The sequence below is a fragment of the Sphingomonas sp. AP28 genome, assembly GCF_056680455.1.
On record NZ_CM155283.1, the window covers coordinates 921,958 to 935,497 of the forward strand.

Annotated in this window: 13 protein-coding genes and 1 tRNA gene; 9 read left to right on the forward strand and 5 right to left on the reverse strand. The window is 65.1% G+C overall.

The genetic code is table 11. The features are described 5' to 3' along the window. Nucleotides 1–3: 3 nt before the first annotated feature. Nucleotides 4–390, reverse strand: a complete 387-nt coding sequence (locus AC1MH0_RS04095; protein WP_480964826.1) for a type II toxin-antitoxin system HicB family antitoxin — start codon at nucleotides 388–390, stop codon at nucleotides 4–6. A 40-nt stretch (nucleotides 391–430) separates the two neighbouring features. Further along, nucleotides 431–625 (reverse strand): type II toxin-antitoxin system HicA family toxin, encoded by a 195-nt coding sequence (locus AC1MH0_RS04100; protein ID WP_480964827.1) that lies wholly within the window; start codon nucleotides 623–625, stop codon nucleotides 431–433. Nucleotides 626–823: 198 nt separating this feature from the next. Here AC1MH0_RS04100 and purC point away from each other — a divergent pair, with 198 nt between their 5' ends. Genes purC through purQ form a run of 3 tightly spaced genes read left to right on the forward strand, consistent with a single transcriptional unit; the run spans nucleotide 824 to nucleotide 2,516 of the window. Further along, complete coding sequence (gene purC / locus AC1MH0_RS04105) at nucleotides 824–1,603, forward strand: phosphoribosylaminoimidazolesuccinocarboxamide synthase (RefSeq protein ID WP_056050712.1); 780 nt, start codon at nucleotides 824–826, stop codon at nucleotides 1,601–1,603. Beyond that, nucleotides 1,604–1,834, forward strand: a complete 231-nt coding sequence (gene purS / locus AC1MH0_RS04110; RefSeq protein WP_056050714.1) for a phosphoribosylformylglycinamidine synthase subunit PurS — start codon at nucleotides 1,604–1,606, stop codon at nucleotides 1,832–1,834. A 13-nt stretch (nucleotides 1,835–1,847) separates the two neighbouring features. After that, complete coding sequence (purQ, locus tag AC1MH0_RS04115) at nucleotides 1,848–2,516, forward strand: phosphoribosylformylglycinamidine synthase subunit PurQ (protein WP_480964828.1); 669 nt, start codon at nucleotides 1,848–1,850, stop codon at nucleotides 2,514–2,516. Nucleotides 2,517–2,646: 130 nt separating this feature from the next. Here the strand turns inward: purQ and AC1MH0_RS04120 are convergent, their stop codons facing one another. After that, nucleotides 2,647–3,402, reverse strand: coding sequence for a queuosine precursor transporter (locus AC1MH0_RS04120; RefSeq protein WP_480964829.1), 756 nt, complete (start codon nucleotides 3,400–3,402; stop codon nucleotides 2,647–2,649). Between the two features lie 61 nt (nucleotides 3,403–3,463). On the opposite strand from AC1MH0_RS04120, the gene AC1MH0_RS04125 reads away from it, so the two are divergent. From AC1MH0_RS04125 to AC1MH0_RS04145, 5 genes are all read left to right on the forward strand, one after another. Continuing rightward, nucleotides 3,464–3,540, forward strand: a tRNA-Arg gene (locus tag AC1MH0_RS04125). A gap of 308 nt (nucleotides 3,541–3,848) precedes the next feature. Continuing rightward, nucleotides 3,849–5,018 carry a fumarylacetoacetate hydrolase family protein gene (locus AC1MH0_RS04130; protein ID WP_480965671.1) on the forward strand — a complete coding sequence of 390 codons (1,170 nt, stop codon included), beginning with the start codon at nucleotides 3,849–3,851 and terminating at the stop codon, nucleotides 5,016–5,018. Nucleotides 5,019–5,039: 21 nt separating this feature from the next. Then, the gene (xylB, locus tag AC1MH0_RS04135) at nucleotides 5,040–5,807 is read left to right on the forward strand and encodes a D-xylose 1-dehydrogenase (protein WP_480965672.1); all 768 of its coding nucleotides are present in this window, start codon (nucleotides 5,040–5,042) and stop codon (nucleotides 5,805–5,807) included. Between the two features lies 1 nt (nucleotide 5,808). Beyond that, entirely contained in the window at nucleotides 5,809–6,699 is an 891-nt protein-coding gene (locus AC1MH0_RS04140; protein WP_480964830.1) for an SMP-30/gluconolactonase/LRE family protein, read from the forward strand. Nucleotides 6,700–6,757: 58 nt separating this feature from the next. Then, nucleotides 6,758–8,173 carry a sugar porter family MFS transporter gene (locus AC1MH0_RS04145; RefSeq protein ID WP_480964831.1) on the forward strand — a complete coding sequence of 472 codons (1,416 nt, stop codon included), beginning with the start codon at nucleotides 6,758–6,760 and terminating at the stop codon, nucleotides 8,171–8,173. A 427-nt stretch (nucleotides 8,174–8,600) separates the two neighbouring features. Here AC1MH0_RS04145 and AC1MH0_RS04150 read toward each other — a convergent pair whose 3' ends face one another. Continuing rightward, nucleotides 8,601–10,379: an IlvD/Edd family dehydratase gene (locus AC1MH0_RS04150; protein ID WP_480964832.1), complete on the reverse strand. Its 1,779-nt coding sequence runs from the start codon at nucleotides 10,377–10,379 to the stop codon at nucleotides 8,601–8,603. A gap of 80 nt (nucleotides 10,380–10,459) precedes the next feature. Next, nucleotides 10,460–11,551: a LacI family DNA-binding transcriptional regulator gene (locus tag AC1MH0_RS04155; RefSeq protein ID WP_480964833.1), complete on the reverse strand. Its 1,092-nt coding sequence runs from the start codon at nucleotides 11,549–11,551 to the stop codon at nucleotides 10,460–10,462. Nucleotides 11,552–11,966: 415 nt separating this feature from the next. On the opposite strand from AC1MH0_RS04155, the gene AC1MH0_RS04160 reads away from it, so the two are divergent. Further along, nucleotides 11,967–13,520: an aldehyde dehydrogenase (NADP(+)) gene (locus AC1MH0_RS04160; protein WP_480964834.1), complete on the forward strand. Its 1,554-nt coding sequence runs from the start codon at nucleotides 11,967–11,969 to the stop codon at nucleotides 13,518–13,520. The last annotated feature ends 20 nt before the right edge of the window (nucleotides 13,521–13,540 follow it).

A 13,540-nucleotide genomic window follows, 5' to 3' on the forward strand; every position in this document is an offset into this window, starting at 1 on the left:
ACCTCACCCCATCGCTGCCAGCTTGGCTCTGGCTGCGTCCGCCAGGAACCCCGACCGGTTGCTGGCGACCCGATCGATCCGCGCGAGCAATCCCTCGTCGATCGAGACCTGCACGCGCACGGCCCGCCCGGGCCGATCGCCGCGAACCAGCACGCGCGCCGCCTCATCAACGTCCGGATCGCGTGCGATCGTGTCGATCGACGACGGCTCGGGGATTGGATCGCCATATTGCGCCATGATAGCCAGATGGCCGCTCAGCGCCTCTTCCGCGCCAAGCGCCGCCTCCTGCATCGTGACACCCGCCGAAGTACATCCGGGCAGGTCAGGGAAAAATACGCTGAAGCCGTCATCCGCGCGCTCGATAATCGCAGGGTAGTGGACGATCGCCATGACTCTCAAATCCTTCGAGGAATGTAACCAAACCGTGCACCTAGCGAAGCCGCACGCCACTCTGCCGCTCGATGCTTTTGAGCGTACCGATCGCCATCTCCGATTTGGGATGCGGCACCGTCACCGTTCCCGGCAATGTCGCGTGACGAAAGTGCTTGTGCGATCCGGTTTGCCGGACCTCGACCCAACCGGCCTTGCCGATCCGTTTGATGATCTCGGCACTTCGTATACCCACCCCGATACACACTTATACACAATGCAGCACGGGGTTTCAACGTTCCGCTGTACAACCATAGTCGCCAACTGAAGCCGCGATTGCACCCCCCGCACCCTTCGCCTATAGGCGCGGCCTATTCCGGCCTCGGCTTCGCGAACGATCTCGCGTAGGCTGGGGCCGCTCGATTTTTATCGCTCGATATCCAGGGGACCGCGCATGGCTCGCCGCCGCCAGATCTACGAAGGCAAGGCCAAGATCCTCTATGAGGGTCCCGAGCCGGGCACGCTGATCCAGTATTTCAAGGACGACGCGACCGCGTTCAATGCCCAGAAAAAGGGCACGATCAACGGCAAGGGCGTGCTCAACAACCGGATTTCCGAGCACATCTTCACGCTGCTCGATCATATCGGCGTGCCGACGCACTTCATCCGCCGGCTCAACATGCGCGAGCAGCTGATCCGCCAGGTCGAGATCGTCCCGATCGAAGTCGTCGTGCGCAACGTCGCCGCCGGCTCGATCTCGACGCGCCTCGGGATCGAGGAGGGAACCAAGCTGCCCCGCACGATCATCGAATATTACTACAAGGACGATGCGCTCGGCGATCCGATGATCTCCGACGAACACATCGCCGCGTTCGGCTGGGCAAGCCAGGAGGAGATGCACGACATCGCCGACCTCGCGATCCGCGTGAACGATTTCCTGTGCGGGCTGTTCGCCGGCGTCGGTATCCGCCTCGTCGACTTCAAGCTCGAATTCGGCCGCATCTTCGACAACGACTTCGGTCGGATCATCCTTGCGGACGAGATCAGCCCCGATGGCTGCCGTCTGTGGGACATGGAAACCAACGAGAAGATGGATAAGGATCGCTTCCGTCGCGATCTCGGTGGTGAAGTCGAGGCGTATCAAGAGGTTGCACGCCGTCTTGGCCTGCTGCCCGAGGGTGCCGACAACGCCGTCCTCGACCTCGAAAAGCATCGCAAGAACCGGGGCAAGTAAATGAAACTCAAGGTTTTCGTGACATTGAAGCCCGGCGTGCTCGATCCGCAGGGCCGGGCGATCCATCACGCACTCGGCAGCCTCGGCTTCGACGGCGTGCAGGACGTCCGCCAGGGCAAGCTGATCGAACTGGAGGTCGCCGACGATACCGACGACGCCACCATCGACGGCATGTGCCGCAAGCTGCTCGCCAACACGGTGATCGAGAACTACCGGGTCGAGCGGGCATGAAGGCGGTATTGTCATGAAGACTGCGGTCATCGTCTTCCCCGGCTCCAACTGCGACCGCGACATCGCCGTCGCGCTGGAGGCGGTGACCGGCGTCAAGCCGCTCATGGTCTGGCACGGTGATGCGGACTTGCCGGCGAACGTCGGCCTGGTCGCGGTACCGGGTGGCTTCTCGTATGGCGACTACCTTCGCTCGGGCGCGATCGCCGCACGGTCGCCGATCATGCGTGCAGTCGTCGAGCAGGCGGGCAAGGGCCTGCCCGTGCTAGGTGTCTGCAATGGCTTCCAGGTACTGACCGAGGCGGGTCTGCTTCCCGGCGCGCTGATGCGGAACGAGGGGCTGAACTTCGTCTGTCGCGATGTCGCGCTGACGGTCGAGACGGCGAGCTCGACGTTCACGTCGGGCTACACCACCGGCGAGCGCGTCTCGTTCCCGGTCGCGCACCACGATGGCAATTACTTCGCCGACACCGAGACGCTCGACCGCCTCGAAGGCGAAGGCCGGGTTGCGTTCCGTTATGCCGAAAGCGTCAACGGTTCCGCGCGGAATATCGCCGGGTTGCTGAACGACAAGGGCAACGTTCTTGGCATGATGCCACACCCGGAGCGTCGTATCGAAGCGGCGCACGGTGGCACCGATGGCCGTCGTTTGTTCGAAGGCCTGCTCGAAGCCGTCAGCGCCTAACCCTTCCGTTACCCCACTCCTCCCGCTCGCCCTGAGCGAAGTCGAAGGGCCTGAGGCTCAGGTGCTTCGACTTCGCTCAGCACGAACGGGTGGGAACGGAAGCCCAAACGCGAGCGTCAAGGTCGAGGCCTCAAACCCGCGTGCGGAACGGCGAGAAGTCCGTCCCGCGGTCATACACGTCAACACCCTCGCGGCGCTTCAGCCACCCCACCGCCACATACGTCAGCGGCGTCAGCAGGACCTCCCACGACACCTTCAGCAGGAACTGGCTGACCATCACCATCAGCATCGCCTCGACCGGCCAGTCCGGCGCGCCGTAGAAAGCGAGCGGATAGAAAATCAGGCTGTCGAACGCCTGCCCCACGATCGTGCTGCCGATCGTGCGAGTCCACAGCATCCGCCCCTGCGTCCAGATCTTCATCCGCGCGAGCACGAAGCTGTTGGCGAACTCGCCTACCCAGAACGCGCAGATCGACGCGAACACGATGCGCGGCACCTGCCCGAACACGGATTCGTAAGCGGCCTGCCCCGTCCAACCGGCATCGGGCGGCAGCGCGACCACGACCGCCGACATGAACACCATGAACAGCATCGCGCCGAACCCCGCCCAGATGCAGCGCCGCGCGTACGCATAGCCGTACACCTCGGTCAGGACGTCGCCGATCACATAGCTGACCGGAAAGAAGAGGATGCCCGCGCCGAACGGCCACGCGCCGATGAACGGCAGGTCGATCACCGCGCGCTTGCCTGCGCCGATCACGTTCGACAGCAGCAGGATCGTGACGAACGCCGCCATCACGAAGTCGAAATACCGAAACTGCGCCCCGCCGACTGCATTCGCGTCGACCGGTTCGAGCCCGGGCGCCTGATCCGTTCCAATTTCCATGCCCGGCGTTATGATCGAGGTTCCAAGCCCGCACAATCCGCGCTAGTCGTCGCCGCAGCGCGCGCCCGTAGCTCAGCTGGATAGAGCAAGGAGCTTCTACCTCCTCGGTCGGGGGTTCGAACCCCTCCGGGCGCGCCAACCGACGGGCTGCCTAAGCCTTTACGGCACTCAACCGAACTCGCCCATGCGTGTCGACCTTGGCGAGATGATATCGATACCACGGTTTTCGTAGCCCGCCTTTAGGCTGCCCATTCGCATCTTGACGCATACCGTCTGCCATTACCCTTGCCGACGACGTCTCATATTTTAATTGTACGATTAATTGGTTCAGTTTAACTCGATCACCACAAGAGCGCGCGCCAGCCTGCGACGCGACGTCAGGATTGGGGACTTGACGCTGACGCTGCGCAGCATACGGTACCGCTAACAAAGAAGGAGGGGATAACATCGTGGAGATCGCATTCACGTCGACGGCGGCTTTGCCGGTCGACTGGAAACAGGCGACGTTGCTTGGTCGAATCGACCTTGGCGACGGTCCGACGCCGGTGGTCGTTCGCGGTGGCCGAGTGTTCGACATGTCCGCCGTTGCGCCGACGGTCGCCGACCTGATCGCGGGCGGGAATTTTGATACCGGCGCCGGCACCGATCTCGGGGCGCTCGACGAACTGACCCTTTCGCCGGAAGCAGGCGCAAGGACCCGGTTGCTCAGCCCGATCGATCTCCAGGTCGTAAAGGCATCGGGCGTGACCTTCGCCGTCTCCGCGCTCGAACGCGTGATCGAAGAACGCGCTCGCGGCGATGCGTCCGCTGCGACCGCGGTCCGCGCCCGTCTCGAGGAGCGCGTCGGCGGTAGCATCCGCTCGGTCGTGCCGGGCTCGCCCGAGGCGGCCGCGCTGAAGGCGGCGTTGATCGAAGACGGCATGTGGTCGCAATATCTGGAGGTCGCGATCGGCCCCGACGCGGAGATCTTCACCAAGGGCCCGACGCTGTCGACGATCGGCTGGGGTGGCGAGATCGGCATTCGCTCCGACTCCACCTGGAACAACCCTGAGCCGGAAGTCGTGCTGGTCGTCGATCGCAACGGCCGCACGCTCGGCGCGGCGCTCGGCAACGACGTCAACCTGCGCGATTTCGAGGGGCGCTCGGCGCTCCTACTCGGCAAGGCAAAGGACAATAACGCGTCCTGTTCGATCGGCCCATTCATCCGCCTGTTCGACGAGACGTTCGGCATGGACGACGTCCGCGCCGCACAGATCGCGCTGACGATCGAGGGCGCCGACGGCTACCGCCTCGAAGGCAGCAGCAGCATGGACCAGATCAGCCGCGATCCCGAGGAACTCGTTCGCCAGGCGATGAGCGAGCATCACTATCCCGACGGCTTCGTACTGTTCCTCGGCACGCTGTTCGCACCGACGCAGGACCGTAACGAGCCCGGCCGCGGCTTCACGCATGCTGTCGGCGACGTCGTGACGATCTCGAACCCGAAGCTCGGCGCGCTGGTCAATCCGGTGACGACGTCGAAGGATGCCGCACCCTGGAATTACGGGATCGGCGACCTGATGCGCAATCTCGCCGGCCGGGGCCTGCTCGGGCTCAAAACGAATCAAGGGGCGTAACGCGTGTTGCAGAAGACCGAAATGGCCGACCAGACGGCGATCTATCCGAGCCTGAAGGGCAAGCGCGTCCTGATCACCGGCGGCGCATCGGGGATCGGCGCCGGCCTGGTCGAGGCGTTCGCGCGCCAGGGAGCGCATGTCGCGTTCGTCGACATGGCGAAGGACGCCGCACAGACGCTGATCGAGACGCTGACGCCCGACGTCGCGACCGCGCCGATATTCCTGCAGCTCGACCTGCGCGACATCGATGCGTTGAAGACCACGATCGCGTCGATTGAGGAACAGCTCGGCGGGATCGACGTACTCGTCAACAACGCCGCCAACGACGATCGCCACACGATCGAGGAAATCACGCCCGCCTATTGGGACGAGCGGATGGCGACCAACCTGCGCCATCTGTTCTTCACCGGACAGGCCGTGGTCCCGTCGATGAAGCGGTCCGGCGGCGGCGTGATCCTCAATTTCGGCTCAATTTCGTGGCACCTCGCATTGCCCGAACTGCTGATCTACCAGACGGCCAAGGCCGGTATCGAGGGTATGACCCGCGCCATGGCGCGCGATCTCGGTGGCGACGGCATTCGCGTCAACACGATCGTCCCCGGCAACGTCGAGACGCCACGCCAGCTGAAATGGTACACGCCCGAGGGCGAGGCCGAGATCATCGCCGCGCAGTGCCTCAAGACCCGAGTACAGCCCGCCGACGTCGCGGCATTGGTGCTGTTCCTCGCCTCCGACGATGCACGGATGTGCACCGGTCACGATTACTTCGTCGATGCCGGGTGGCGTTGAGATGAGCCGCGGGGCCCCCGTCGAGATCGCCGCGGAGAGCGTCTGCGAGGTCGGTGCGACGCTGGGCGAAGGGCCGATCTGGGTCGCGCGCGATGCGGCGCTCTGGTTCGTCGATATCAAGGCACCGTGCGTGCACCGGTTCGACCCCGCGACGGGAACGCTCGACACGTGGGAGGCGCCTGACCAAGTAGGCTGGATCATGCCGATCGAGAACGACGGGTTCCTGGCGGGCGTCCGCGGCGGGCTTCACCGGTTCGATCCGGCGACCGGCGTTTTCACGCTGGTCATGCCGGTGCATGCCGAAACGCCAGGCAACCGCCTGAACGACGCCGCGCGCGATCCGTCGGGTCGCGTCTGGTTCGGGACGATGGACAATGCCGAAGCCGAACTTACCGGACAGATCTATCACTGGCACCAAGGCGTGCTGACGCAGACCGAAGTCCCGGCGATCGCGATCACCAACGGCCCGGCGATCTCGCTCGACGGCCGAACGCTCTACGCGGTCGACACGCTCGGCAAGCAGATCCACGCTTATCCGGTCGATGCAGCGGGTACGCTCGGCGAACCGCATGTCTTCCTGACGTTCGGGCCGGACGATGGCTACCCCGACGGTGCGATCTGTGATTCCGAGGGCGGAGTCTGGATCGGATTCTTCGGCGGTTGGGCCGCACGCCGGTTCGCGCCGGACGGCGTCTGCACCGACATCGTCCGCTTCCCCGTCTCGAACGTCACCAAGATCGCGCTCGGTGGCCCCGACGGTCGGACCGCCTATGCGACGACCGCGGCAAAGGGACTGGACGACGAAGCGCTCGCCGCCCAACCGTTGGCCGGAAACCTGTTCACCTTCCACGTCGCCGTTCCCGGCGTCCCGGTCGAACCGATTACCCTGTAATGAACCCCATCTTACTACAAACGCCGCCGTCAGAGCGTCGTCACGGAGAGGAAAACCAATGACTATTGCGGCAGATTCCGCGCCCCAAGTGAACCGAGCGCTGATTGCGATGATCGTCATCGTCGCGACCATCGGCGGGTTCATGTTCGGCTATGACTCGGGCGTCATCAACGGCACGCAGGCCGGGCTCGAGAGCACCTTCGCACTGTCGTCGCTCGGAACCGGCTTCACCGTCGGCGCGATCCTGATCGGTTCGTCGGTCGGCGCGTTCATGGCCGGGCGGCTTGCAGACAATCTCGGTCGCCGCAACGTCATGATGATCGCCGCGGTGCTCTTCATCGTCAGCGCACTTGGCGCAGGCGCTGCGACCTCGGCGACGATGTTCGTGCTCGCGCGCATTGTCGGCGGCCTCGGCATCGGTGCTGCCAGCGTGCTCGCACCGGTCTACATTTCCGAAGTCGTTCCCGCGAACGTCCGCGGCCGGCTTTCGAGCGTCCAGCAGATCATGATCATCACCGGCCTGACCGGCGCGTTCGTCGCCAACTGGTACCTCGCGCGCGTCGCCGGATCGTCCACGGCGCTGTTCTGGCTCGATTACCCGGCATGGCGCTGGATGTTCTGGATGCAGGTCATCCCGGCCGCGATCTATCTCGTCACGCTGTTCCTGATCCCCGAAAGTCCACGCTTCCTGGTTCTCAAGGGCCGCTACGACGAGGCGCAGGTCGTCCTCACGCGCCTGTTCGGCGCCACCGAAGCCACGCGGAAAGTCGCCGAGATCCGCAACTCGCTGGCGGGCGACCATCACCGCCCCAAGATGTCCGACCTGATCGACAAGGCGAGCGGCAAGATCCGTCCGATCGTCTGGACCGGCATCGGCCTCGCGATCTTCCAGCAGTTCGTCGGCATCAACATCGTGTTCTACTACGGTTCGGTGCTGTGGCAGTCGGTCGGCTTCAGCGAGAGCGATGCGCTGCTCATCAACATCCTGTCGGGCTCGCTTTCGATCATCGCCTGCCTGCTCACCGTCGCGCTGGTCGACAAGATCGGCCGCAAGCCGCTCCTGCTGATCGGGTCCGCGGGCATGACCGTCGCGCTGTCGATCGTCGCGATCTGCTTCGCTAGCGGTGCGATCGTCGAGGGTTCGCTGCGACTGTCCGACCAGAACGGCCTGATCGCGCTGATCGCGGCCAACGCGTATGTCGTGTTCTTCAACCTGAGTTGGGGCCCGATCATGTGGGTGATGCTCGGCGAAATGTTCCCGACGCAGATTCGTGGTTCGGGTCTGGCGGTCGCCGGCTTCGCGCAGTGGTTCGCCAACTTCGCGATCTCGGTGAGCTTCCCGACGATGGCGATCTCGCTCGGACTGTCGCTCACCTACGGCTTCTACGCCCTGTCCGCGTTCGTCTCGTTCTTCTTCGTCTGGAAGATGGTTTCGGAAACGCGTGGCCGCGAGCTGGAAGACATGGTGGGCTGATGCCGACTGCCGGACCGCGGCTTGGGTCGCGGTCCGGTAGGTACGAGTCATCGCGGGGTTCGACTTGGCGTGGTCGTGTCAGACCGCCAATGCCCTCCCCACGATAGCATCACCCCGGCGGAGGCCAGGGCCCAGTTGGCGAAGCGGAAATACCGGCACGCCCTCCTCCGTTAGCAACCTCCCCCAACTGGGCCCCGGCCTTCGCCGGGGAGGCGCTTTTGGGGGACGACGTCGATTCACGATACCACGTTTCGAGGCGCTTGGCCGCCTCCTTCGGTCACTCCAGCGGACGCGCAAAACCATATTGGCTGAGCCCTGCGCATTGATCGCAAGGCTCGGCCATATGCATTCTCGGCGCGGAAGATGATCAGTCGCTTGAAGATGGGGTGAGACACCAAGCCCCACCCTCAGACGTCAGGCCTCAGGCTCAGTGGTTATGCCGAGGCGTCCTCGCCGAAATCCCGCGATACTTCACCGCGAAGTCCAGCACGCCGCCCTCGGCAAGCTGCCCAGTCTTTTCACGGTACAGTTCCTCCCAAGGCGTATTGCTCTCGGGTACCGGTGGCAGGCCCTCGATCTTCCGCCGCGCAATCTCGTCGGGCTCGACCAGTGCATCGCAGGTGCCCGCAACCAGATCGATCCGCACCACGTCGCCCGTCCGGATCCACGACAGTCCGCCGCCGACAGCACTCTCAGGCGACACGTTCAGGATCGAGGGACTGTCCGACGTCCCCGACTGCCGCCCGTCGCCGAGCGTCGGCAGCGCGAGCACGCCGCGCTGGATCAGCGCGTCGGGCGGCTGCATGTTGACCACTTCCGCCGAGCCCGGCCAGCCGATCGGTCCCGCCCCGCGGATCACGAGGATACAGCCCTCGTCGATCTCCAAAGCAGGATCGTTGATTCGGTGGTGGTAATCGTCCGAGCCCTCGAACACGATCGCCCGCGCCTCGAACCGATCCTCGGCCCCCGGAGTCGAGAGATAGCGCGCGCGGAACGCCGGCGAGATCACCGAGGTCTTCATGATCCCGAAATCGAACAGATTGCCCTTCAGCACCAGGAAGCCGGCGCGCTCCATCATCGGCGCGTCGAACGGCTTGATCATCTCGCGGTCGCGCGTCTCACGCCCGGCGATGTTCTCGCCGATCGATCGGCCGGTGACGGTCAGGCAACTCGTGTCGAGCTTCCCGCCCGCGATCAGTTCGTGCAGCACCGCGGGAACGCCGCCCGCCCGGTGGAAGCGCTCGCCGAGATACTTGCCCGCCGGCTGCATGTTCACCAGCAACGGCAGGTCGTAGCCATGATCCGACCAGTCCTCCGGATACAGCGTCACGCCCGCATGCTGCGCCATCGCCATGATGTGCGGCTGCGCGTTGCTCGACCCGCCGATCGCGCTGACCACGCGGATCGCATTCAGGAAGCTGTCACGCGTGAGAATCTTCGACGGGCGCAGGTCCTCATACGCCATCTCGACGATCCGCCGCCCGGTCTCGTACGCCATCTGGCCGCGCTCGCGGTACGGTGCGGGAATCGCCGCGCAGCCGGTAAGCGACAACCCCAGCGCCTCGGCGACCGCGTTCATCGTCGAGGCCGTGCCCATCGTGTTGCAATGCCCGGCTGACGGCGCGCTGTCGGTGGCGCGGTTGAGGAACTCCTCCTCGTCGATCTCGCCCGCGGCCAGCTTGCGCCGGCTGCGCCAGATTACGGTGCCCGACCCGACCAGTTCGCCGTCATGCCAGCCGTCGAGCATCGGCCCGCCCGACAGCACGATCGCCGGAATATCGACGGTCGACGCCGCCATGATTCCGCTCGGCGTGGTCTTGTCGCAGCCGGTGGTCAGCACGACCGCGTCGATCGGATAGCCATACAGCGTCTCGACCAGCCCCAGATACGCCAGGTTCCGATCGAGCGCCGCAGTCGGCCGCCGACAATTCTCGAAGATCGGATGGACCGGAAACTCCATCGCGATCCCGCCTGCATCCCGAATCCCGTCGCGCGTTCGCTTGGCGAGTTCGAGATGGATACGGTTGCACGGGCTCAGATCGCTGCCCGACTGCGCAATACCGATGATCGGCCGCCCAGAGCGCAGCTCCGCCGGGGTCAGCCCGTAGTTCATGAAGCGTTCGAGATACAGCGCGGTCATGTCCGAGCGGGCGGGATCGGCGAACCAGTCGCGCGATCGGAACGGCTTCACCGGTACGCGGTCCACTGCAAACTCTCCTGAACACCGCTTGTTATCAATGGGAGCGCTATCGCGACGGTCGTCAGTCGGTCAAGCGCCTGCAAACACTATAGGTGAAAGCGTGATGGTGGTCGGCGACGCGGCGCGGCGTCCGACTGACGGCGGACCAGCGTATAATCGAGAACGACGTGGCCGTTCGCATCCTTGCCGCCGCTGCGACGATTGAAGATCGCCAAGACGAGCAACTCGACCGCCGCGCGCGACATGTCGGCGATCGGCTGGTGAATCGTCGTCAGTTCGGGCCAGATCGTCGTCGCGAGCGCGCTGTCGTCGAACCCGCACACCGTCAGGTCGCCCGGCACGTCCAGACCGCGGCGATGCGCGACAGCGACAGTCGCCGCCGCCATGTCGTCGTTGCTAGCAAAGATCGCGGTCGGCGCGTCCTTCGCGTCGAGCAATTGCTCGGCACCATCAAGGCCGGAGCGATAGGTGAACAAGCCGCCGACCACGAGCGACTGGTCGGGCTCCAGGCCGGCGTCCGCAATCGCGGCGAGATACCCCTCGTGACGCATGCGGCTGGCGGTCTGGTTCGGGTTGCCGATGATGAACCCGATCCGCGAATGCCCCAGTTTGACGAGGTGTTCGGTCATCGCCCGCGCCGCCTCGAAATCGTCGATGGTGACCGCGGCCGACCCTTCCGGCGGGGACCCGGTCGCGACGACCACGGTCGGTACCCCGGCCTCCGTCAGCACGTCGAGCACCGCGCGCGAATCGCACAGTGGCGGCGGCAGGATCACGCCGTCGATCCCGCTCTCGATCATGTGCCGCGCGACCTCGATCTCATGGTCGCCGATGTCGCATTTCTCGACGATCAACTGCACGTCGCTGCGGCTCGCCTGTTCGAGGCTGCCGACCAGGAACTCGCTTAGATATGCCGCGCTCGGATTGCTGTAGAGCAGGCCGATCCGCATCTGTCCGCCGCCGGCCAGGCTGCGCGCGGCGCGGTTGGGGGCGTATCGCAGCGTATCGATCGCGACGTTGACGGCCTCGCGCGTCGCCTCCCGGACCTTGGCCTCGCCATTGATGACGCGCGATACGGTCATCGGCGAAACGCCTGCGAGAACCGCGACGTCGGAAATGGTAGGGGCGCCGCTTCTGCGGCCCGAAGTGTTGCGCGGCTTGCGCGTAGCTAGGCTCATGCCGCGCTTTTTAGCAGGTGATTGCAATATTATCAGCATGTAATCTCGATCAACGTAGTCGTATACTCAGAGAACATCGCGTCACGCTGGTTCATGCTTGCGTGTTATCGCTCCCAACATTAGTCGGACAACTAATCGGCACCATCTTGTGCAGCATGCGCATAGGGAACGGACGGGAGGAACGCGTGCGACACGACCTGATCCGAAAATGCTACCCACGCCTTGGCGTCAATGTCACATTGTCGTCCGCGACTGCTGCTACGCACTGGAACATGGTTCGCCTTCGCACCACATTGGATGACGGGTCCGGGAGTGATAGCGCCACCTTCACGGTCGGCACGTATCTTGGCCAACGATTTCCCGACGCACCACCGCCCTGGTCGGCGCGTCCCTCGATTTGATTTGGAGAACTGACATGGACGGTACCTTCCCAATCGGCGCGCGCGCCGTAGACAGCGACGTCACCTTCCTCGCGATCGATCCGTCGACCGACGCGAAGATCGAGCCTGCCTTTGCCGTTTCGAGCGAGGAAGACGTCGCGGAAGCCTGCAAGCTCGCCGAGGCCGCCTTCGACACCTTCCGCGAAACCGATCCCGAGACCCGCGCGAAATTCCTCGAGACGATCGCCGACGAGATCGAGGCGATCCACGAGCCGCTCGTCGCCCGTGCGATTCAGGAAAGCGGCCTGCCCCGCCCACGCCTCGAAGGGGAGCGTGGCCGTACCACCGGCCAGCTGCGCCTGTTCGCCAAGCATCTCCGCGCCGGCACCTGGGCCTCGGTCATCATCGACGAAGCACAGCCCGATCGTAAGCCCGCCCCCCGCGCGGACCTGCGCCAACGCCGCATCGCGGTCGGCCCGGTCGCGGTGTTCGGTGCGTCGAACTTCCCGCTAGCCTTCTCGGTCGCAGGCGGCGACACCGCCTCGGCACTCGCCGCTGGCTGCCCGGTCGTGGTCAAGGGCCACCCCGCGCATCCCGGCACGTCGGTGATGGTCGGCAAGGCGATCCAGGCCGCAGTCGCCAAGTGCGGCCTGCCCGAAGGCGTGTTCTCGCTGGTCCAGGGGCCCGCGAACGAACTGGGCGCAGCGCTGGTCAAGGATGCGCGGATCAAGGCGGTCGGCTTCACCGGCTCGCGCGGCGGTGGCCTGGCCCTGGTGGCACTCGCCGCAGCCCGCCCCGAGCCGATCCCGGTCTATGCCGAGATGAGCAGCGTCAACCCCGTGATCCTGTTTCCCGCGGCCCTCGCGGCGCGCGGCGAAGCGCTCGGAAAGGCCTATGTCGGCTCGCTGACGATGGGCTCGGGCCAGTTCTGCACCAACCCCGGCATCGTCGTCGCGGTCGATGGTCCCGACCTCGACACCTTCGTCGAAGCCGCCGCTGCCGCCCTTGGCGAGGCTGCGCCGCAAGTCATGCTGACCCCTGGCATCCATGCCAGCTACGACAAGGGCGTCGCCGCGCTTGCCGGTCACGATGCGGTCGAGACGCTCGCCCGCGGCACCGAGGCCGAGGGCGCAAACCGCGGTCGTGCGGCCTTGTTCTCGACCACCGGCAAGGCGTTCGTCGCCGACCCCGCGCTGTCGCACGAAGTGTTCGGGGCTGCCTCGATCATCGTCCGCTGCGCCGACCTCGCCGAGGTCCGCCAGGTTCTCGAACAGGTCGAGGGTCAGCTGACGATCACGCTGCAGATCGACGAAGGCGATTATGCCGACGCCGCGGCACTGGTGCCGGTGCTCGAGCGCAAGGCGGGCCGCATCCTCGCGAACGGATGGCCGACCGGCGTCGAGGTTGCTCCTGCGATGGTGCATGGCGGGCCTTTCCCCGCGACATCGGACCCGCGCACGACCTCGGTCGGTACGGCTGCGATCGAGCGCTTCCTGCGCCCGGTCTGCTACCAGGATCTGCCGGACGCGTTGCTGCCGAAGGCGGTCAAGCACGACAACCCGCTCGGCCTGCCGCGCACCGAGGGCTGATCAGATGAGAGAAGGAAGGG

Bases quoted from the DNA above. Each gene is read 5' to 3' on its own strand.
- AC1MH0_RS04095 (WP_480964826.1), bottom strand. From the start codon at position 390: ATGGCGATCGTCCACTACCCTGCGATTATCGAGCGCGCGGATGACGGC.
- purC (WP_056050712.1), top strand. From the start codon at position 824: ATGGCTCGCCGCCGCCAGATCTACGAAGGCAAGGCCAAGATCCTCTAT.
- purS (WP_056050714.1), top strand. From the start codon at position 1,604: ATGAAACTCAAGGTTTTCGTGACATTGAAGCCCGGCGTGCTCGATCCG.
- purQ (WP_480964828.1), top strand. From the start codon at position 1,848: ATGAAGACTGCGGTCATCGTCTTCCCCGGCTCCAACTGCGACCGCGAC.
- AC1MH0_RS04120 (WP_480964829.1), bottom strand. From the start codon at position 3,402: ATGGAAATTGGAACGGATCAGGCGCCCGGGCTCGAACCGGTCGACGCG.
- xylB (WP_480965672.1), top strand. From the start codon at position 5,040: ATGGCCGACCAGACGGCGATCTATCCGAGCCTGAAGGGCAAGCGCGTC.
- AC1MH0_RS04140 (WP_480964830.1), top strand. From the start codon at position 5,809: ATGAGCCGCGGGGCCCCCGTCGAGATCGCCGCGGAGAGCGTCTGCGAG.
- AC1MH0_RS04145 (WP_480964831.1), top strand. From the start codon at position 6,758: ATGACTATTGCGGCAGATTCCGCGCCCCAAGTGAACCGAGCGCTGATT.
- AC1MH0_RS04155 (WP_480964833.1), bottom strand. From the start codon at position 11,551: ATGAGCCTAGCTACGCGCAAGCCGCGCAACACTTCGGGCCGCAGAAGC.
- AC1MH0_RS04160 (WP_480964834.1), top strand. From the start codon at position 11,967: ATGGACGGTACCTTCCCAATCGGCGCGCGCGCCGTAGACAGCGACGTC.